Genomic DNA, 19,482 nt, shown 5'->3' on the forward strand with positions numbered 1-19,482 from the left:
TCTGACGATACGCGGGGTTTTCTACAACGAGTCAGCCTTAGGCTTGAACGACCGGAATCTTGGCGTTCGCTGCAGCTTCACGGAACTCGGCGATCTGGTCGAAGGACAGGTAGCGGTAGACATCGGCCGCCATGCTGTCGATCTTGCCAGCGTATTCCATGTACTCCTCGACGGTCGGCAGGCGACCCAGGATCGACGCTACCGACGCCAGCTCAGCCGAAGCCAGGTAGACGTTCGCGCCGTCACCCAGACGGTTCGGGAAGTTACGGGTCGAAGTCGACACAACAGTCGAGTTCGGCTCTACACGTGCCTGGTTACCCATGCACAGCGAGCAGCCCGGCATTTCCATGCGCGCGCCAGCCTTGCCGTAGATGCCGTAGTAGCCTTCTTCGGTCAGTTGGTGAGCGTCCATCTTGGTCGGCGGCGACAGCCACAGACGGGTTGGCAGCTGACCCTTGACCTGATCCAGCAGTTTACCGGCAGCGCGGAAGTGACCGATGTTGGTCATGCACGAACCGATGAACACTTCGTCGATCTTCTCGCCAGCAACGCTGGACAGCAGACGGGCGTCGTCCGGATCGTTCGGCGCGCAGAGAACTGGCTCCTTGATCTCGGCCAGGTCGATTTCGATGATTTCAGCGTATTCCGCGTCGGCATCGGCAACCATCAGTTCAGGGTTGGCAATCCAGGCTTCCATCGCTTGGGCGCGACGTTCCAGGGTACGGACATCGCCGTAGCCTTCGCCGATCATCCAGCGCAGCAGGGTGATGTTGGACTGCAGGTACTCGGTGATCGACTCTTTCGACAGCTTGATGGTGCAACCGGCAGCCGAACGTTCAGCCGAGGCGTCGGACAGCTCGAAAGCTTGCTCGATGCTCAGGTTGTCCAGGCCTTCGATTTCCAGGATGCGGCCGGAGAAGGCGTTCTTCTTGCCTTTCTTCTCTACGGTCAGCAGGCCAGCCTGGATCGCGTAGTAAGGAATGGCGTGAACCAGGTCACGCAGGGTGACGCCCGGTTGCATTTCGCCTTTGAAGCGCACCAGGATCGATTCCGGCATGTCCAGTGGCATTACGCCAGTGGCTGCGGCGAACGCTACCAGGCCGGAACCGGCCGGGAACGAAATGCCCATCGGGAAACGGGTGTGGGAGTCACCACCGGTACCGACGGTGTCTGGCAGCAGCATGCGGTTCAGCCACGAGTGGATGATGCCGTCGCCCGGACGCAGCGAAACGCCGCCACGGGTCATGATGAAGTCAGGCAGGGTGTGGTGGGTGGTCACGTCGATCGGCTTTGGATAAGCCGCGGTGTGGCAGAACGACTGCATTACCAGGTCAGCCGAGAAGCCCAGGCACGCCAGGTCTTTCAGTTCGTCACGGGTCATTGGACCGGTGGTGTCCTGAGAACCTACGGTGGTCATCTTCGGTTCGCAGTAGGTGCCAGGACGCACACCGGCTACGCCGCACGCCTTGCCGACCATTTTCTGCGCCAGGGTGTAGCCCTTGGTGCTTTCAGCCGGAGCTTCCGGCTTCTTGAACAGGTCGAACGGTGGCAGACCCAGTTCGGCGCGAGCCTTCTCGGTCAGGCCACGGCCGATGATCAGCGGGATACGGCCGCCAGCACGGACTTCGTCCAACAGCACCGGAGTCTTCATTTCGAAGGTGGTCAGGACTTCGTCGGTGCCGTGCTTGCAGACTTTGCCAGCATGCGGGTACAGGTCGATCACGTCGCCCATGTGCATGTTGGAAACGTCGAATTCGATTGGCAGTGCGCCGGCATCTTCCATGGTGTTGTAGAAGATTGGAGCGATCTTGCTGCCGAAGCAGAAACCGCCGCCGCGCTTGTTCGGCACGTAGGGAACGTCGTCGCCGAAGAACCACAGTACGGAGTTGGTGGCCGATTTACGCGAAGAACCGGTACCCACCACGTCGCCCACGTAGGCGATCGGGAAGCCTTGGCCGCGCATTTCTTCGATCTGCTTCATCGGACCGGTGACGCCTTGGACGTCAGGCACGATGCCTTCACGGGCCATTTTCAGCATGGCCAGGGCGTGCAGCGGGATGTCCGGGCGGGACCAGGCATCTGGAGCAGGGGACAGGTCGTCGGTGTTGGTCTCGCCAGTCACCTTGAACACGCGCAGGCTGATCTTGTCGGCCAGGGTCGGACGCTTGAGGAACCACTCGCCATCAGCCCAGGATTGCAGGACGCTTTGAGCGTGAGCGTTGCCTTTCTTGGCGCGTTCGGCCACATCGTGGAACGAATCGAACATCAGCAGGGTGTGCTTGAGTTCCTGGGCCGCGACTGGCGCCAGCTCGGCGTCGTCCAGCAGGTTGACCAGGGTCTCGATGTTGTAGCCGCCCTGCATGGTGCCCAGCAGTTCAACGGCGCGCTGCTTGCTGATCAGGGGGGAAGAGGCTTCGCCTTTGGCGATGGCGGACAGGAAGCCAGCCTTGACGTAGGCCGCTTCGTCCACTCCTGGTGGAACGCGATTGGTGATCAGGTCAACGAGGAATGCTTCTTCGCCAGCCGGGGGATTCTTCAGCAGCTCGACCAGGCCTGCAGTTTGTTCGGCGTTAAGCGGCTGGGGAACGATACCCAGTGCTGCGCGCTCTTCGATATGTTTGCGGTAGGCTTCAAGCACAGTTATTACCCTCATCAGTGGTCCCAAATGGGTGTCCGGGACGCTCATCCCGAAATTGCCGTACTCATGCGCTGCGTGACGTTGTGGGCCACTTAGCCAGAATTACCGACAATTCCTTACAGAAGCTGCTTTCAAAGTTTTACGCCTGCAGAACGGGGAGCTGATGAGGGTTGGCGATGGGTTTTTCCCCGCTGGAAAAACCCTTCGCCAACACCGCTCTGAAGGAACGACTGTGCTCGTGACGCTTTGAAAACAGCTTCTAACGGACATTGGCGCCTAAAAAGGCAGGCTGATTCTACGGCAAAAAAAATTTAAAGGTAAGTCGGCGGTTATTGGACTTTGGTGGAGAATGACGCGGCGCCGGTTGACCACTGACAGCACCCGGGTGGCTCAGGCCCTGAAGTTTGAGGGGTGATCAATGCCCGACAAAGGGCTAACATGCCGGCCTGTTCTGCTGCTCGCGTCCTGCCTACTTATGCCCAATCAGACGATCAAGACCCCCTGCATCGGCCTCTGCTCCACGGTCTACGGCGACCTGGTGTGCCGCGGCTGCAAGCGTTTCCACCATGAAGTGATTCACTGGAACGGCTACAACGAAGAGCAGAAAACCGCGGTGTGGTTGCGTCTCGAGCAACTGCTGGTGCAGGTGATGGCTGGCAAGCTGGAAATTTTCGACGCCGGGCGCCTGCGCCAGCAACTGGAGTCACGCAAGATCCGTTTCGTGCCCCATCAGTCGGCCTATTGCTGGGCCTACCAGCTGATTGCCCGGGGCGCCCGGGTGATCAACAACCTGGAAGCCTATGGCATGGTTCTGCTCCCGGAGTTTCGCGACTGGAACCTGCCGGAACTGCGCGATGCCATTGATCGGGAATTTTTCCTGCTGTCCGAAGCCCACTACCAGCGCTATATCGCGCCGGGGTTTCTCAAGGATGGGATTGGGGGGTGAGTGCGCAGATCGCAGATCTCTTGATCGACGTAAACCCTTTGTAGGAGCTGGCTTGTCGGGCCGCCGCATCGCAGCGAAAGCGATCTCCAGCTTTGCATCGCCCAAACCGACGCCTTCGCCGGCAAGCCGGCTCCTACAGTCCAGCGCTGTCAGCCTTCGCGAGTCGCCAGCTCTTCCAGGTGATCAATGATTTCCTGGGGCTTGAGCACCAGCACATCACTCTCCAGCGCATCCAGCACCACTTCTGCGGTATTGCCGATCAGCGTCCCGGAGAAGCCCTTGCGTGCCACCGTGCCGATCACCGTCACCGCCGCCTCCAATTTATGCGCCATGTGCGGAATCAGCACATCGGCCGGGCCTTCTTCTATATGCAGGTGTTCGTCGTCGATGTCGAACTCGGCCTGGAACGCCTTGCACTGCTCGCGATAGCGTTTCTCGATGGTTTCCTTGAGCTGGTACACCGGGTCGGCGGACGACAGCATGGGCGAGGGGTGCGCTGAGACCACATGCAGCTGCGCCTTGGCCAGGCTGGCGATGTCGTAACCGTGATCGATGATGGTGGCATGCAACTCACGATGTTCGGGGTCCTTGTTGCCCACATCGACGGCCGCGAGGATGGTGCCGCCGGTCCAGGGTTTCCTGGTTTTCACCAGCAGCACCGCACTGGGGCACTGGCGCAGCAGCTTCCAGTCGTCGGGGGTGAGCAGGAACTTTTTCAGCGGGTTGTCGTTGAAGTGTTGCTTGACCACCAGGTTGCAGCCTTCGGCCTGCTGCACATCGATGATGGTGTCGTGCACGGTGTCGTTCCACGCCTGTTCAGTGGTGACGCTGAACCCGTCGGCCAGCAGGCCGGACTTGAGCACACTCAATAGTGAGGCGTGATCATGCTTCTTGTCGCAGATCAGCAAATGCAGATGGGCCTGGGTGACCCCGGCAATCAGCTTGGCACGCTTGAGGGCCAGGCTTTCGTCGGGCGAGGGCTCAATCACCACCAGTATGCTGCGGACGTCTTGCATGGTCGGGATCTCCACTGGATGAACATAGGGTCGTTGCACAACTATAGATGCTGGTCGCGAGCGCGGGTCTTGATGCATATCAAGGTCGGTGACTGGTGGTCTGCCGGCAGCCCGGTATAATCGCGCCCTCGCTTTCCACCTATTGCCCCGTGAGCCCCATGCTGCCTAGCCCTGAATCTGTCGTCGTCCTGTCCAATGCACCCGTTGAATTCTCGGAAGTGAGCCAATGATCCTGCCCGAGATCCACGAGTTCCTCGGCTGCCGGACCCCGGACGGCTGGATTCAGGCGGCACTGGCTGACCAGGAAACCCTGCTGATCGACCACAAGAACTGCGAATTCAAGGCCGCCAGCACCGCGTTGAGCCTGATCGCCAAGTATCACTCCCACGTCGACCTGATCAACATGATGTCGCGCCTGGCCCGTGAAGAACTGGTGCATCACGAGCAGGTCATGCGTTTGATGAAAAAGCGCAAGATCGAACTGCGCCAGCTGTCCGCCGGGCGCTATGCCTCGGGCCTGCGCAAGGTGGTGCGCAGCCACGAACCGGTCAAGCTGGTGGATACCCTGGTGGTCGGGGCCTTTATCGAGGCGCGCAGTTGCGAGCGTTTCGAAGCGCTGGTGCCCCATCTCGACGAAGAACTCGGCAAGTTCTACTTCGGCCTGCTGAAAAGCGAGGCCCGGCATTTCCAGGGTTACCTGAAACTGGCCTACCAGTATGGCGACGCCAAGGACATTGCCCAGGTGATCGAGCGGGTGCGCACTGCCGAGCAGGAGCTGATCGAGTCGCCGGATGTCGAGTTCCGCTTCCACAGCGGTGTTCCGGCTGCCGCCTGAGGCGCATCGGGCAAGTTGTTAAAAACTCTTAAGAGTATGAAAGATCACCGAGAACCGGCTCCTGCAGCCGGTTTTTGCTGCCGGCCATCTGCGTCCCGCCGGCAATTGGCGGCATAATGCCGGCCTTTCTACTCAAGGCTGGGCAGACGGTCGTTATGGATAACCTGGGTTTTGGCAAAGTGCTGCTGGTGGAGGACGACGAAAAGCTCTCCGGGCTGATCGCGCAATTCCTCACCCGGCATGGATTCGAGGTGCGCCAGGTGCTGCGCGGCGATCTGGCGCTGGCGGCATTCCTTGAGTTCCAGCCGAAAATCGTCGTGCTCGACCTGATGCTGCCGGGCCAGAGCGGCTTGCAAGTGTGCCGGGAAATCCGTGCGCTGGCCGACACGCCGATCGTCATCCTGACTGCCAAGGAAGACGACCTCGACCACATCCTCGGCCTGGAGTCGGGGGCTGACGACTATGTGATCAAACCGATCAAGCCGCCGGTACTGTTGGCGCGCCTGCGAGCTTTGCAGCGTCGTCAGGCGCCGGACAGCACCGTGCGTGGCGCGCTGGAATTCGGCAGTCTGCAGATCGACCGCAGTTGTCGCGAAGTGCGCCTGGCCGGCGAACTGATCGAGCTGACCACCATGGAGTTCGAGTTGCTCTGGTTGCTGGCCAGTGCTGCCGGCACGACCCTGTCCCGAGACGATATCCTGAGTCGCATGCGCGGCATCGCTTTCGACGGCCTCAACCGCAGCGTCGATGTCTACATCAGCAAGCTGCGCGGCAAACTCAATGACAACCCGCGCGAGCCGGTGTGCATCAAGACCGTGTGGGGCAAGGGTTATCTGTTCAATCCATTCGCCTGGGAGCTCTAGATGCTGCGGTTATTCCTGGGGTTGTTCCTGGTGCTGGCGGTCGGTCTGGTGGCGGCCCTGGAGGTGGTGGACCGGACCTTTACCGTGGCCTTGGACGACACGCTGAAAACCTACAACCGTGAGGCCGTGCGGGGGCAGGCCTATTCCCTGGTGGAGCAATTGCGCGCGCTGGATGGCCCGGGGCGTGAAGCGCAGTTGCAAGCGTTGCTACCGCACTACGGCTTGCGCCTGCAGTTGCTGCAGGCGACCGACCTGAACCTCAGCCCCAGCGAAAAGGCCGAGCTGGCCAACAACCTGCTGGTGGTCCGCGAGAAGTACACCCAATTCATTTCGCGGATCGATGAGGGTGAGCAACTGCTGAGCATCCAGATGCCGGAAGAGCCGAGCTGGAGCAACATCTACATCATCCTCGCCTACACCATGCTCGGGGTGCTGCTGGGCATCGTCCTGTATTTCTGGGTTCGCCCGCACTGGCGCGACCTGGAAAAACTGCGCCTGGCCGCCCAGCGTTTTGGCGACAACGACCTGGCGGTGCGTATCCAGTTGTCGAAGCGCTCGAACATCCGCGACCTGGCCGAGCACTTCAACCAGATGGCGGCGCGCATCGAGGGGCTGATCGCCAACCAGCGCGAGCTGACCAACGCGGTATCCCATGAACTGCGCACGCCGATTGCCCGGCTGTCGTTCGAACTGGACCAACTCAAACAACAACTCGACCCCGGCGCCGACAAAGCGCTGATCGCCGACATGTACGCCGACCTTGGCGAGCTGGAAGAAATGGTCTCCGAGTTGCTCACCTACGCCAGCCTCGAGCACGGCGCCACAGTGATCGCCCGGGAAAACATCCAGGCCAGCCACTGGCTCGACAGCGTGGTCGGCAGCGTCGCCCTGGAAGCCGAGGCGGCCGGCGTGCAGTTGCTGATCGTCGACTGCCAGCTCGACCAGGTGCGCATCGAACCACGCTTCATGGCCCGCGCCGTGATCAACCTGCTGCGCAACGCCATTCGTTATGCCGAACAGCGGGTCGAGGTGTCGCTGGTGCGCAACGGCGATCATTACGAAGTGCGGGTCAACGACGATGGCCCCGGCGTGCCCATCGAAGGCCGGGAGAAAATCTTCGAACCCTTCTCCCGCCTCGACGCCAGTCGCGACCGCCGCACCGGCGGCTTCGGCCTCGGCCTGGCGCTGGTCAGGCGGGTGTCGCAGTCCCATGGCGGGCAGGTGGAAGTAGCGGATTCGCCATGGGGCGGGGCGTCGTTTCGGATGACGTGGGCGCATTTGGAGTGAAGGCGGGCAGGGCGGTGTATCAGACATACCGGGGTGTCTGAATCGCCAGCAGGCTGGCTCCCACAGGGTTCAGTGATCGATCACAAAATCTGCGATCGACCATGAATCTGTAGGAGCTGGCTTGCCAGCGATTCAAACACCTCGGTCTGTCAGGCACACCGCCATCGCCACGGTGCGACGATTCGACAGACTGGCTCATACCGGCACCAGTATCCCATCCCCCGTCGCCACCAACTTCAACTGATCACCACTCTGCGCATACAACTCCGCCCTCGCGAACACCTGCTTTTTTCCCGCCTTGATCACCTTGCCCCGGGCGATAAACACCTCGCCGACTGCCGGCGCCAGGCAGTTCACCGAGAAGTGTGAAGCCAGCACGTTACCGGCCACGGTGCCGGCGGCAAAGCCGCAGGCGGTGTCGAGCAGGGCGGCGATCAGGCCGGCGTGGAGGAAGCCCGAGTACTGCGCCATGTCCGCCTCGCGAAAGGCCATGGTCAGTTCCGCTTCGCCGCTTTCGGCGCGGGTTACTTCGAAGCCGGCCCAGCGGTTGAAGGCCGAGGTCGAGTTGATCTGCTTGAGTGCGTTGAGCATGGTTTTATCCCTCCCTTGGAAAAGCCGACCATGCGCCTGCTCACCGGCCGTGTCACCGTTGATAAGACGCGGTGATACAACCCAGGTGAACGGATGAATAACCCGCACCCGGGGTTATCACATTTTATTTAACTTTCCGTGAGGATTTGGCGATCAGCGCGCCCGCATAGTTCTTCGCACACCCCCTGCGAGGAGCCGATCATGTCAGCCCTGCCAGCCGTACCCCGCGCATCCCGGCCCAGCCATCCACGCTGGCTGCGCCTGACCCATTGGCTGAATGCCCTGGCGGTGCTGCTGATGATCGGCAGCGGCTGGCGCATCTATAACGCCTCGCCCCTGTACGACTTCAGCTTCCCCAAGGCGATCACCCTCGGCGGCTGGTTGGGCGGGGCGCTGAAGTGGCACTTCGCGGCGATGTGGCTGCTGGGCCTCAACGGCCTGCTGTACCTGCTGCTCAATGTCGCCAGCGGTCGCCTGTTCCGACGTTTTTTCCCGGTCTCGCCCAAGGGCGTGGCCCATGACCTGTGGGCAGCCCTGCGCGGGCGCCTCGGGCATGCCGACCTGAGCGTCTACAACCAGGTGCAACGCTTCGCCTACCTGTTCGTCATGCTCGACGTGACAGTGCTGGTGATCTCCGGCCTGGTCCTGTGGAAATCGGTGCAGTTTCCGATCCTGCGGGAATTGCTCGGCGGTTATGACAGCGCGCGGCATGTGCACTTCATCGCCATGGCTCTATTGACCGGCTTCATCGCGGTACATCTGCTGATGGTGGCGTTGGTCCCGAAAACCCTGTGGGCGATGCTCGTGGGCCGCAAGGAGTCTGTATGAACAAGCGCAATCCTGTAACCGGCCTGGACGAGTCGGCAATCCTCAGCGATGCGCGGAAAATCCTCGCCCCGCAGATGCAGATCGAAGACCGTTCGCGGCGCTCGTTCCTGCTCAGGGGCCTGACCCTGGGCGGGGTGGCGATGCTCTCCGGCTGCAGCCTGAGTGACAGCGACAGCGTCGAAACCGCGCTGTCGAGCATGTCGCGGTTCAACGATCGGGTGCAGGGCTGGCTGTTCAACCCGAATGCCATGGCCCCGATCTATCCGGCGTCGATGATTACCCGGCCGTTTCCGTTCAATGCCTTCTATGGCATCGAGGACGCGCCGGTGGTGGTCGAGGCCGACTATCAACTGGAGGTCACCGGCCTGGTGGCCGACAAGCGCAGCTGGCGCCTCGACGAGTTGCGGGCAATGGCCCAGCAAGAACAGATCACCCGGCACATCTGCGTCGAGGGCTGGAGTGCGATCGGCCGCTGGGGCGGGGTGCGTTTCAGCGATTTCCTGCGGCGCATCGGCGCCGATACCGACGCCAAATACGTCGGCTTCAAATGCGCCGACGACTACTACACCAGCATCGACATGGCCACCGCCCTGCACGCGCAGACCCTGCTGGCCCTGACCTACGACGGTGCGGTGTTGCCGCGCGAATACGGCTTCCCGATGAAGCTGCGCATGCCGACCAAGCTCGGCTACAAGAACCCCAAACATATTCAGGCGATTTTCGTCAGCAACACCTACAGCGGCGGCTACTGGGAAGACCAGGGCTACAACTGGTTCGGCGGCAGCTGACGCGAGCCCAGATACAACACTGCGCAGCGTCCGCTGCGTTCATTCGATGAAGGAGTTCCACCATGAAAAAGTTCACCACTGCTGCTCTGTCCCTGTGCCTGGCCCTTGGCGTCGCCAGCGTGTACGCCGCCGATACCATGAGCAATGACAGCATGAGCAAGGATGCGATGAGCAAAGACGCGATGAAGAAGGATGCGATGTCCAAGGACTCGATGAGCAAGGATGGGATGAAGAAGGATTCGATGTCCAAGGATTCCATGTCCAAGGATGGGATGAAGAAAGATGCGATGTCCAAGGACGCCATGAAGAAGGATGCGATGTCGCAGTAACCGATCCTGCTGAGGACTGGGTTGGGCTTTTGTGGGAGCCAGCCTGCTGGCGATGAGGCCATCAGCCTCACCGCATCAACTTCATCGCCAGCAGGCTAGCTCCCACAGGGGTCAGTCAACACTCCCAGCCAGCGACCGCTGATACGCCTGCGTCATCACCCCCCACGTCTGCCCATCGGCCGGAATCAAATGCTCGATGCGCAGCGAGGTCAGGGTGATGTCCTGGGGCATGCCGAAGGTGGTGAAGGTCGAGAGGAAACTCAGCTCGCCGTGGGGCGAATCGAGTCGGGTCAGCATCAGCGGAGGCAACTCGTTGCCGAGGGGGGCAGGGCTGGTCGGCGGCGGCAGGTTCTGCAACAGTTCGGCCAGCGCCGGATTGCCCAGGGCTTCGCGGCTCGCACGCTGCCAGGCCACGCCGCGAATCTCATCGGCATTGAGCAGGTGGTCGCCGAGTCCCCCCGGCTTGAGCAGCGTCTGCAGCAAATTCAGGCCCTGCGCCGCATCCGTCGGCAACCCCAACAAATCGAACAGTACCGCAGTACTCGCGTTGGCGCCCAGCACCTGCCACTCACTGCCCAGCACAATCGCCGGTGCCGGGTTGTTCGCGTGCAGCACATGGGCGAGGGCGTCACGCACCACGTCCATCGCCGGTGAAGTCAGGGGTGTGGTTTCGTAGCGCGGCGCATAGCCGGCGGCGAGGAACACCTGATTGCATTGCTCCAGCGGCGCCTCCAGGGCCGTCAACAAATTATGCAGCGTGCCGGGGCTGGGCGTGGCGCGGCCGGTTTCGATGCAGCTCAAGTGCCGCTGGGAAATCCCACTGATCAACGCCAGGTCGAGTTGGCTGAGGCTGGCCTGGCGGCGCAATTGGCGCAGCTGCGCGCCGGTGCTGGTCGAGGGTGTCGTGCGGGGGAAAGGGCGGCTGCTCATGCGTCGACTCTGACAGGGCGAAAGGGAGGCGTCCATGACCTCACAGGTCATTGCTGGCGTCGAGACCATAGCACTAACGTGGCCGGGTCAGTCACACCTGCCACTGTCCAAGGAGGACCGCATGCACCGACCCTACCTGGCCCTTGCCGCGCTGCTGGGCTTTTCCCTGTATACCGCCTGGACCCTGTCGATCAGCGAGCAATCACTGCTCGCGTTCGGTCTCGATTTGCTGTCCCGTCCCGACACCGCCCAGGTCGTCATTGACCTTTACCTGCTCGCCGCCATGTCAGCCGTCTGGATGTACCGTGACGCACGCCGCAAAGGTCGCTCGAACCTCAGTGTGCTGCCGTACCTGCTGATCACCGCGATCTTCGTCTCCATCGGCCCGCTGCTGTACATCGTGGTCAACGGCTTCGCCACGGACAGCAGGGAGCGGGCATGAGCAGCACCTTGTCGATCTACACCCTGTGCGTACTGGTGCTGTGCCTGAAAATGCTGGCGATCTCCTGTTATCAGAGTGTCCACCGCTTGCGCCACCTGGCTTTCAGCAACCCCGAGGACGCCGGTTTTTTCCGCCGTGCCGCCAACGCCGAGGAACTGCCGGCGGTGCGCCGCGCGGCCAGGGCCTGGAGCAACGACCTGGAAAATATCCCGCTGTTCTTTGTCCTCGGCGGACTGTGCGTGGCCTTGCACACCGCGTGGCTGCCGACCGTGACGGGCTTCTGTGTGTTTACCCTGGCGCGCGTACTGCACACGGTGATGTACCTCGGCGCCAGGCAACCTTGGCGGACCCTGGCCTATGCCTTGGGACTGGCCAGTCTGTTGCACCTGGCCGTGCTGATAGCCTTGCAGTTGAAGGGTGCGCCAACTTGATCTATGGACTCATGGCGACTACATTTGATTCTACAGATTCAAATAGAGTCAGCAACCATGAGCCTTGCACAACCGTTACCCGCCTTCAGCAAACAGCAGTGCGTAGCCGGTTTGCGCGCCGCGGTGGCGATCCTCGATAAGTGGGCCGCCAGCAGCGAGCAGGCCTGTCGCATCCTGCGCATTTCCCGCAGCACCTACACCCGCGCCCGGCAGCGTGATCCCGCCTGGACCGTGGCGCTGGATGCCGACCAGATGCAGCGCATCAGTTTTGTCCTGAACATCCACGCCGCCCTGCGCCTGGTGTTCGACAACCCGCAGAACCTCTACGGGTTCCCCGCGTTGGCCAACCACAACGAGTTCTTCAACGGCCGCAGTCCGTTGGAGATCATGGCCCAGGGCGACATGATTTCCCTCTACGAAACCTACCGGCGCATCGACGTGCTGCGGGGCGGGTTATGGTGAGTCCGCAGCGTCTGCCTGCGCTCAAAGGCGAATCGCTGCAGGCCTATCGGCTGGTCAATTCGAAGTTTCCGCCGATCGCCTTGTTCGATGACGTGGCCGACGCCGACGAGTTCGAACTGCTCTATCAGATCCAGGCGCTGACCAACCCACGGCTGCAAAACGAAGTGGGCCAACTTGAATTGATTCGCCGCAGCGACATCCCCTTCGGCATCCCCGGCTGTTCCTACGCCATCGCGCCTTTTACCCATATCAACCCGGCCGGCTCGCGGTTCAGCGATGGGCGATTTGGTGTGCTGTACCTGGCAGACTCAATGCCGACCGCGTTGGCCGAGGTGCGGTATCACCAGAACCAGTATTGGTCGAAGGTCTCCGGCCTGGGCTTCGAACGTTTCGTCTTTCGTGGGTTGTCCTGCAGTTTCAGCCAGGCGCAGATGCAGGACGCAACAGCGCTGCCGCTGACCGATCCGATCTACGCACCGGACGACTACCGCCACGCGCAGATTTTCGGCAAGGCCGCCAGGGACGCGGCCAGCCCCGGCTTTCGTTACCACTCGGTGCGCCTGCCGGGCAGTCACTGTTGGGCGCTGCTGACGCCAAAACCGGTGACCTCGATGGTGCAGACCGAGCACTACGAGATGATCTGGAATGGCCAGGTCACCAGCGTCAACCGCTTCACCCAAACCCCCACGTTCAAGGAATGAACATGCCGCTGACTGACGAACGCCTGATCGAACTCGCCATGGAAAACCCGCTGAATGCGCAGATCTTTTCGCGCTTGCCGGCGTTGGGTTTGAACCAATGCATGCTCACCGCCGGCTGCCTGTTCCAGGCGGTGTGGAACCATCAGGCGCAGCAGCCGCCGGCCTGGGGAGTGAAGGATTACGATGTGTTCTACTTCGATGAGGACACGTCCTGGGAAGCCGAAAACGCGGTGATCGAGACCGCCGGCAAGCTGTTCCATGACCTCGACGCGAAGATCGATTTCAAGAATCAGGCGCGGGTTCACCTCTGGTACAAACAGCGCTTTGGTCATGCCTATCCGCAACTGCAATCAACCCGCGACGGCGTCGATCGCTACCTGATCGCCGGCACCTGTATCGGCCTGGAGGTGAGCAGCGGCGAACTCTATGCGCCCTTTGGCCTGGAAGACACCGGGTTGGGCCTGCTACGGATCAACCCTCTCAATCCCGAACCGAAGCTGTTCCAGCAAAAGGCTGCCAGTTACCAGGCGCGCTGGCCCTGGCTGAAGATCATCGAGCCTTAAATCCACGGCGTCAGCAGCATCACCGCGACGGGCAGGGCGACCGCCGCGAGCAAGGTTTGACTGGCAATGATCCCGGCCATCAAGGGTGCATCGCCGCCCAACTGGCGGGCCATGATGTACGAAGACGAGGCGGTGGGCAGCGCCTGGAACAGCAGGGCGGTGATGGCGGCCGGGCCTTGCAGTCCGGCGAGGCGGCAGGCGAGCAGCGTCACCAGCGGCATGATCAGGAATTTGCACACTGACGACCAGGCCAGCGGCCGCATCCAGGTGCGCACCGAACCCAGCTCCAGCGCCGCGCCGACACACAGCAGCCCCAGCGGCAGCGAAGCCTGGCCCAGCGCCTTGATCATCGGTTCGATGCCCACTGGCAAACCGAGGCCGAGAGCCTGCAGCAAAATTCCGCCAAAGCAGGCCAGCACCAGCGGGTTGAGGGCCACCTGCCGCGCCACCTGACGCGCCGGCATCCGTCCACCCGCGCCGTAACGGGCGAACACCAGCACACAGAGGATGTTCACGGTCGGCACGATGGCCGCGTTGGCCACCGCCGCCAAGGCAATGCCCTGGGCGCCGAACAGGCCGGCCGCTGCCGAGACCCCGACATAATTATTGAAGCGCACACCGCCCTGGAACACCGAGGTAAACGCCGGGTCGTTATCTTTGAGCAGTGGTCGGGCGCTCACCAGCAGCACCGCCACCGTCACCGTGGAAAGCACCAGCGCACCGATCATGCCTTGCACCGGCACGTCCTCCAGTCTGGCCGTGGCCAGGCTGTGCAGGAACAACGCTGGCAGCAGCACGTAATAGCCCAGGCGCTCGGCCTGTGCCCAGAACGAATCAGCGAGAAACTGCCGGTGCTTGAGCCAGCCACCGAGCGCGATCAGCAGGGCGATGGGCGCCAGCGCGAGGATCAACTGCGCGGTCATCGGCGTAGCTCGATCAAGGGTGGTTGAGCGGAGGAGTTTGAGCAGTGCATGGCGCTTTCCAACCGTGTAGGGATGGCGCCTACGATAAGAATTGCGAACGCAAAAGAAAAACGATTAAAAATTCACGGACCAACAAGTTTTCCTCATTGGTCGTCTGTTTGCACCTGCTCCTGAATCACCTGTGCCAGGGCCGCCGCGAGCCTGGCGCGCGGGCGGTCTTCGCGTTCCAGCAACACCACGCGGCGCAGGCGTTGCGGTGAGCCGAAAGGCTGCAGCACAAGCTCGCCGAGCTGCTCGAGGTTGCGCCGTGACAGTGGCAGTACCGCGACCCCGAGACCCTGGGTGACCATCTGGATGATCGCCTCCTGGCTGTCCAGCTCCATGCTGGTCTGCACTCGCAGGTGCAGCCGGCGCAGTTCGCGCTCGATGGTGCGCCCGGCCCAGGCGCGGCGGTCGAAGCGAATGAACGGCTGCTGCTCAAGCAGTTGCCGGGCATCCTGGCCGGCAAAGGCGGCGGGCGCGACAATCCAGAAGCCTTCTTCGTACAGCGGGGGTGCTGACCAGGCCATAGGGATGGGGCTTGACCGGCTCGGTGGTGATCGCCACGTCCAGTTCGCCGGCCTCGACCCGGGTCGCCAGTTCCGCCGACATGCCCGAGTTGACGGTGATGCGCAGGTGCGGATGGCGGGCGCCCAAGGCAACGAGCGCCGGGGGTAGCACGCTGGCCAGTGCGGTCTGGATCACGCCGATTTTCAGGCGGCCACGCAGTTCATTGTCGCCGCCAATCTCCACCGCGATGCCGTCGTACAGCGCGACGATTTCCCGCGCCCGTTCCACCGCCACATGGCCGGCGTCGGTCAGTACCGGCAGGCGCCGCGAGCGATCGAAGAGTGCGGCGTTGAAGGTTTCCTCGAGGGTCTTGATCTGCAGGCTGACCGCCGACTGGGTCAGGTGCACGCTCTGCGCCGCCTGGGCGAACGAGCCGTGTTGAGCAATGGCCAGCAGGGTTCGAAGGGCGCGGATCGACATGGCGGCAAGGCTGCTCAGTGGGGGTAGGGCTGATAGTGCCAGAGCCCGGCATTTGAAACCTACAGACGTCGGAAAAATCCATTACATTACGCCGCTTGTTTCGGGCTTTCGGTGGGTGTTATGCAGAAAAACGTGGATCGTCACCATATCAGTACAAAACTCACGATGCTGGGGCGCAATCCCGAAGAGCAGGCCGGGTTCGTCAATGCGCCGGTGTATCGCGGCTCGACCATCGTCTATGGTTCCCTCGACGACCTGGAGCATCGCCGCGCGCGTTTTTCCTACGGCACCGCCGGCTCGCCGACCCTCGAGAACCTGGAAAACGCCTGGACCGAACTGACCGGTGCCGCGGGCACGGTGATGTCGCCGTCCGGGCTGGGGGCGATTGCCCTGGCCCTGTTCGCCACCACCCGGGCCGGTGATCACGTGCTGGTGACCGACAGCGTCTACCGTCCGGCGCGCAACTTCTGCGACAACCTGCTGGCGCGCTATGGCGTGGAAGTCAGTTACTACGATCCGATGATCGGCGCCGGTATCGAGGCGCTGATCAAGCCCAACACCCGGGTCATTTTCATGGAAGCGCCGGGCTCGCAGAGCTTCGAAGTGCAGGACGTGCCGGCCATCGTCGGCGTGGCGTGTCGGCACCAGATCAAGACCATTATCGACAACACCTGGGCCACCCCGTTGTTCTTCCAGGCCCACGCCCATGGCGTCGACATTTCGGTGGAAGCCGGCACCAAGTACCTCGGCGGCCACTCCGATCTGCTGCTGGGCATGGTCTCGGCCAACGCCGAAAACTGGCCGGCGTTGCGCCGCACCTACGATGCCATGGCCATGCTGCCCGGCGCCGAGGACTGCTTCCTGGCCTTGCGTGGCCTGCGCACCCTGCACCTGCGCCTGAAAGAGGCTGAAGCCCGGGCGCTGCACATTGCCCAATGGCTGGCGGCGCGACCGGAAGTGGCCCAGGTGCTGCACCCGGCATTCGCCGACTGCCCCGGGCATGAATTCTGGAAGCGCGATTTCAGCGGTTCCTCGGGGCTGTTTTCCATCGTGCTCAAGGCGCAGTACACAAGAGCGGACGTGGCGCGGATGCTGGATAACATGGCGATCTTCGGCATGGGCTTTTCCTGGGGCGGCTTCGAAAGCCTGGTCATCCCGTTCAACTGCGCCGACTACCGCACCGCCACCCAATGGCAGCCGGGCGTCTATAGCCTGCGCCTGCAAATTGGTCTGGAGGATGTGCAGGATTTGATTGCCGACCTGGAAAACGGCTTTGCCCGTCTGAACCAGGCGTCCTGATCCCTGTGGGCGCTGGCAAGCCAGCTCCTACACGGGTAAATAGACGCGGCACTCACCGCGCTCTCGAAATCACCTCATTCATGTACTGATTCAAATCCCGAAAATCCTTAACACTCCAGGCATGGGGCGCGATCTTTACGCCGTTTTCTTGCAGCGTTTTTGGAATCAGGTTTCCGTTCGGTCTGAGAATGACCGACGAAACAATAACCCCCGGATAATCGTGGAGCCGTTTCTTGAAGGCGGGTGTTGTCAGGTCAGGAGTGGGAGGGGTGCTTTTGTTGGCCAGTGGGCCGGTTGCCTTGATATCGGCGCCGTGGCAGACGGCGCATCGTTGCGTGAACAGGTTCTTTCCGTTGAGGTTGTCTGCGAAGGAGAGTGTTGGTTGAGTGATCAGAGCCAACGCCATGAATGATAGTTTCATTGATCGGTGCAGTGGCTTTGGGAGAAGGGCAGTTGCAAGGGATGGAGTTGAAACAGCGTTGTTGATCATGCCAATCCTTTGAGCATTTATAGAAGCAAATGAGTGTGGTAGTCACCCGAGGAGTTGATTTCACACTGCCTACTGGTGTGTCAATTGCTCAGGGTTCCGTCAATGAGCGCGTGCCATCGTCGGCATTTTTCGCGAGCCGGCTCGCTCCTACAACGACTTGCCCGCCCCTGACTTCTGCGCCCGCCAGGTCGCCGGCGGCATACCGAACTGAGTGATGAACCACCGGGTAAACGAACTCGCCATCGAATAGCCCAGCATGTCGGCAATCCGCCCCAACGAGTAATTCGGGTTGTCCAGATAGCGCAACACCAGGTCCCGGCGCACATCGTTTATCACGTCGTTGAACGCGCAACCATCATCCTTGAGCCGACGCTGCAAAGTGCGCACGTTCATGCCCTGGCTCTGGGCGACTTGCTCGATGGTCGCGCGGCCCATGGGCAGCAGCAGGTAGATGGCCTTGCGCACTTCGAACAGCATCGAGGCGCCTTCGTTGCTCTGCAGCGAGTCGAGGTAGCCCTGGGCGTAGCGGGCCATGGCCGGGTCGGCGTTGGGGTTGGTGATGTCGAGGCTGGCGTCGGAGCAGACGATGCCGTTGAACTCGCTGCCGAACTCCAGGTTGCAGCCGAACAGGCGCCGATGCAGTTGCAGGTTGTCCGGGGCCTGGTGCATGAAATTGACGCTGTAGGGGTGCCAGTGCGCACCGAGCAGGGCAGAGCACAGGCGGAACATCACGCCAATCGCCAGCTCCATGGCCTGGCGACTGGGCATCGGCGCTTCGGTGACCACCTCTTCGCGAATGATCACCATCTTGCCGGCTTCTTCGATGAAAATCGCCAGGGAATCGTTCATCAGGTGACGGTAATGCACCACCACCTGCAGCGCGTCGCGCAGGGTCCGTTGATGGCTGAGCAGCAGGCTGACCACGCCAAAGTCCGAAAGCTGGCGCGATTCGGCCATGCTCAGGCCGAAGGTCTGGCAACCGCTGGCGGCCGCCGAGTCTTCCAGCAGGCGCACGGCGGCATCGATCGGGATGCGATGCTCCGGAGTCTGCAGTTGAGCCCTGCTCAGGCCGACACCGGCCAGCACATCGCGCGGATTGAACCCCAGGTACTGAGTGACCTCCAGGTAGTTGGTCAACACGGCGGCGCGGACAAGCTTGGTCATGCGTAATTCTTCTTATGGGCCGATGGCGAATGGCAGGTGCGAGGCGACTATATCTAGCGTTTCGAGCCTTGAACAGTTGTCTGATGGTCGAGCAATTGCGCTGCGAACAACGTGCGTTCGACCGTTCATCGCGCCTCACGCGTTGATTACAGTGACCTTGCGGCGAGTCGTATGGATTCTAGACCAGCGGTCGGCCCTTGGCCTTGTCGGACAATTTGTCATCAAAAGAAAAGTGCATGACGTCCAATGTAAAGCGTCCGACACCGACGCTCTTTAATGTCGACACAACAAAAAGAGTCTGGCGAAAGAGCCAGTCGAGTCATCGAGAAAGTGAAGGTGTTGACGTGGATAAACTGCAAACAGCCGCCACCGTGCTGATCGTCCCAGGCCTGCGCGAGCACGTTGCCGAACATTGGCAGACGTTACTTGAAGCCAGGCTGGCCAAGGTCCGCAGCGTCCCACCGCTGGAAACCGACAAGCTCGACTGCAACGCCAGGGTCCGCGCCATCCAGCATCAGCTGGAACAGATCGACGGCCCGGTGATCCTCGTCGCCCACAGTGCCGGCGTGCTGATGGTCGCCCATTGGGCGGCGCAGCACAGCGCGCAGATCAAGGGCGCCCTGCTGGCCGCGCCGCCGGACCTCGACGCCGAATGGCCACCGGCCTATCCGTCTTCCACAACCCTTGCCAGCCACGGCTGGACACCACTGCCGCAAACACCGCTGCCCTTTCGCAGCATCGTCGCCGGTAGCCGCAACGATCACCTTGCCAGTTTTACTGCCGTGACCCGCATGGCCGAAAACTGGGGCGCCGAATTGCTCGATCTGGGCGATGTCGGCCATCTCAATCCGGCCGCAGGATTTGGCCAATGGCAGCAAGCCGAGGCACTCATCCTGCAGCTGGACAGCTAGTACAGGAGCCGGCCTG

21 protein-coding genes and 1 pseudogene are annotated in these 19,482 nt (G+C 61.7%); 14 read left to right on the plus strand and 8 right to left on the minus strand.

Annotated elements, in window-relative coordinates:
- Positions 1–37 precede the first annotated feature (37 nt).
- Positions 38–2,638, minus strand: a complete 2,601-nt coding sequence (gene acnB / locus ACZYR5_RS27305) for a bifunctional aconitate hydratase 2/2-methylisocitrate dehydratase (protein WP_489092643.1) — start codon at positions 2,636–2,638, stop codon at positions 38–40.
- A gap of 475 nt (positions 2,639–3,113) precedes the next feature.
- Here acnB and ACZYR5_RS27310 point away from each other — a divergent pair, with 475 nt between their 5' ends.
- Positions 3,114–3,584 carry a DUF1289 domain-containing protein gene (locus tag ACZYR5_RS27310; protein WP_027616214.1) on the plus strand — a complete coding sequence of 157 codons (471 nt, stop codon included), beginning with the start codon at positions 3,114–3,116 and terminating at the stop codon, positions 3,582–3,584.
- A 149-nt stretch (positions 3,585–3,733) separates the two neighbouring features.
- Here the strand turns inward: ACZYR5_RS27310 and ACZYR5_RS27315 are convergent, their stop codons facing one another.
- Complete coding sequence (locus ACZYR5_RS27315) at positions 3,734–4,600, minus strand: universal stress protein (protein ID WP_489092558.1); 867 nt, start codon at positions 4,598–4,600, stop codon at positions 3,734–3,736.
- Between the two features lie 226 nt (positions 4,601–4,826).
- Here ACZYR5_RS27315 and ACZYR5_RS27320 point away from each other — a divergent pair, with 226 nt between their 5' ends.
- The 3 genes from ACZYR5_RS27320 (at position 4,827) to ACZYR5_RS27330 (ending at position 7,585) form a co-directional block, all read left to right on the plus strand.
- Complete coding sequence (locus ACZYR5_RS27320; protein WP_489092559.1) at positions 4,827–5,435, plus strand: MiaE family protein; 609 nt, start codon at positions 4,827–4,829, stop codon at positions 5,433–5,435.
- Between the two features lie 155 nt (positions 5,436–5,590).
- On the plus strand, positions 5,591–6,298 hold the full coding sequence (locus tag ACZYR5_RS27325) for a response regulator (protein ID WP_489092644.1): 708 nt from the start codon (positions 5,591–5,593) through the stop codon (positions 6,296–6,298).
- Positions 6,299–7,585 carry an ATP-binding protein gene (locus ACZYR5_RS27330; protein ID WP_489092560.1) on the plus strand — a complete coding sequence of 429 codons (1,287 nt, stop codon included), beginning with the start codon at positions 6,299–6,301 and terminating at the stop codon, positions 7,583–7,585.
- Between the two features lie 195 nt (positions 7,586–7,780).
- Here ACZYR5_RS27330 and ACZYR5_RS27335 read toward each other — a convergent pair whose 3' ends face one another.
- A complete protein-coding gene (locus ACZYR5_RS27335) occupies positions 7,781–8,176 on the minus strand; it encodes a PaaI family thioesterase (protein ID WP_489092561.1) in 396 nt (131 codons plus the stop codon).
- Between the two features lie 201 nt (positions 8,177–8,377).
- On the opposite strand from ACZYR5_RS27335, the gene ACZYR5_RS27340 reads away from it, so the two are divergent.
- The 3 genes from ACZYR5_RS27340 (at position 8,378) to ACZYR5_RS27350 (ending at position 10,121) form a co-directional block, all read left to right on the plus strand.
- Positions 8,378–9,004 carry a cytochrome b/b6 domain-containing protein gene (locus ACZYR5_RS27340; RefSeq protein WP_489092562.1) on the plus strand — a complete coding sequence of 209 codons (627 nt, stop codon included), beginning with the start codon at positions 8,378–8,380 and terminating at the stop codon, positions 9,002–9,004.
- A 74-nt stretch (positions 9,005–9,078) separates the two neighbouring features.
- Complete coding sequence (locus tag ACZYR5_RS27345; protein WP_489092645.1) at positions 9,079–9,792, plus strand: molybdopterin-dependent oxidoreductase; 714 nt, start codon at positions 9,079–9,081, stop codon at positions 9,790–9,792.
- Positions 9,793–9,854: 62 nt separating this feature from the next.
- On the plus strand, positions 9,855–10,121 hold the full coding sequence (locus tag ACZYR5_RS27350; RefSeq protein WP_489092563.1) for a pentapeptide MXKDX repeat protein: 267 nt from the start codon (positions 9,855–9,857) through the stop codon (positions 10,119–10,121).
- A gap of 111 nt (positions 10,122–10,232) precedes the next feature.
- On the opposite strand, the gene ACZYR5_RS27355 is transcribed toward ACZYR5_RS27350, so the two are convergent.
- Positions 10,233–11,051: an MmyB family transcriptional regulator gene (locus ACZYR5_RS27355; protein WP_489092564.1), complete on the minus strand. Its 819-nt coding sequence runs from the start codon at positions 11,049–11,051 to the stop codon at positions 10,233–10,235.
- 121 nt (positions 11,052–11,172) lie between these two features.
- On the opposite strand from ACZYR5_RS27355, the gene ACZYR5_RS27360 reads away from it, so the two are divergent.
- From ACZYR5_RS27360 to ACZYR5_RS27380, 5 genes are read left to right on the plus strand one after another with little or no spacing between them, the layout of a single operon-like run.
- On the plus strand, positions 11,173–11,493 hold the full coding sequence (locus ACZYR5_RS27360; protein WP_489092565.1) for an ABA4-like family protein: 321 nt from the start codon (positions 11,173–11,175) through the stop codon (positions 11,491–11,493).
- On the plus strand, positions 11,490–11,924 hold the full coding sequence (locus ACZYR5_RS27365; RefSeq protein ID WP_489092566.1) for an MAPEG family protein: 435 nt from the start codon (positions 11,490–11,492) through the stop codon (positions 11,922–11,924). The genes ACZYR5_RS27360 and ACZYR5_RS27365 overlap by 4 nt, the downstream gene beginning before the upstream one ends.
- A gap of 57 nt (positions 11,925–11,981) precedes the next feature.
- A complete protein-coding gene (locus tag ACZYR5_RS27370) occupies positions 11,982–12,386 on the plus strand; it encodes an antitoxin Xre-like helix-turn-helix domain-containing protein (protein WP_489092567.1) in 405 nt (134 codons plus the stop codon).
- A complete protein-coding gene (locus tag ACZYR5_RS27375) occupies positions 12,380–13,087 on the plus strand; it encodes an RES family NAD+ phosphorylase (RefSeq protein ID WP_489092568.1) in 708 nt (235 codons plus the stop codon). Before ACZYR5_RS27370 ends, ACZYR5_RS27375 begins: the two co-directional genes overlap by 7 nt.
- A gap of 2 nt (positions 13,088–13,089) precedes the next feature.
- Positions 13,090–13,650, plus strand: a complete 561-nt coding sequence (locus ACZYR5_RS27380; protein ID WP_489092569.1) for a nucleotidyltransferase family protein — start codon at positions 13,090–13,092, stop codon at positions 13,648–13,650.
- On the opposite strand, the gene ACZYR5_RS27385 is transcribed toward ACZYR5_RS27380, so the two are convergent.
- Together ACZYR5_RS27385 and ACZYR5_RS27390 are read right to left on the minus strand one after the other, a co-directional pair.
- Positions 13,647–14,573, minus strand: coding sequence for an AEC family transporter (locus tag ACZYR5_RS27385; RefSeq protein ID WP_489092570.1), 927 nt, complete (start codon positions 14,571–14,573; stop codon positions 13,647–13,649). The two genes, ACZYR5_RS27380 and ACZYR5_RS27385, sit on opposite strands and share 4 nt — an antisense overlap.
- Positions 14,574–14,716: 143 nt before the next feature.
- Positions 14,717–15,602, minus strand: a pseudogene (locus ACZYR5_RS27390) (LysR substrate-binding domain-containing protein).
- Positions 15,603–15,722: 120 nt separating this feature from the next.
- Between ACZYR5_RS27390 and metC the strand changes: the two are divergent.
- The gene (metC, locus tag ACZYR5_RS27395; RefSeq protein ID WP_489092571.1) at positions 15,723–16,901 is read left to right on the plus strand and encodes a cystathionine beta-lyase; all 1,179 of its coding nucleotides are present in this window, start codon (positions 15,723–15,725) and stop codon (positions 16,899–16,901) included.
- 52 nt (positions 16,902–16,953) lie between these two features.
- Here metC and ACZYR5_RS27400 read toward each other — a convergent pair whose 3' ends face one another.
- Together ACZYR5_RS27400 and ACZYR5_RS27405 are read right to left on the minus strand one after the other, a co-directional pair.
- Positions 16,954–17,322, minus strand: a complete 369-nt coding sequence (locus ACZYR5_RS27400) for a c-type cytochrome (protein WP_489092646.1) — start codon at positions 17,320–17,322, stop codon at positions 16,954–16,956.
- Between the two features lie 216 nt (positions 17,323–17,538).
- Positions 17,539–18,555, minus strand: coding sequence for an AraC family transcriptional regulator (locus ACZYR5_RS27405; protein ID WP_489092572.1), 1,017 nt, complete (start codon positions 18,553–18,555; stop codon positions 17,539–17,541).
- A gap of 344 nt (positions 18,556–18,899) precedes the next feature.
- On the opposite strand from ACZYR5_RS27405, the gene ACZYR5_RS27410 reads away from it, so the two are divergent.
- Positions 18,900–19,466: an RBBP9/YdeN family alpha/beta hydrolase gene (locus tag ACZYR5_RS27410; RefSeq protein WP_489092573.1), complete on the plus strand. Its 567-nt coding sequence runs from the start codon at positions 18,900–18,902 to the stop codon at positions 19,464–19,466.
- Positions 19,467–19,482 lie beyond the last annotated feature (16 nt).

This window comes from Pseudomonas sp. F007, from assembly GCF_057814275.1.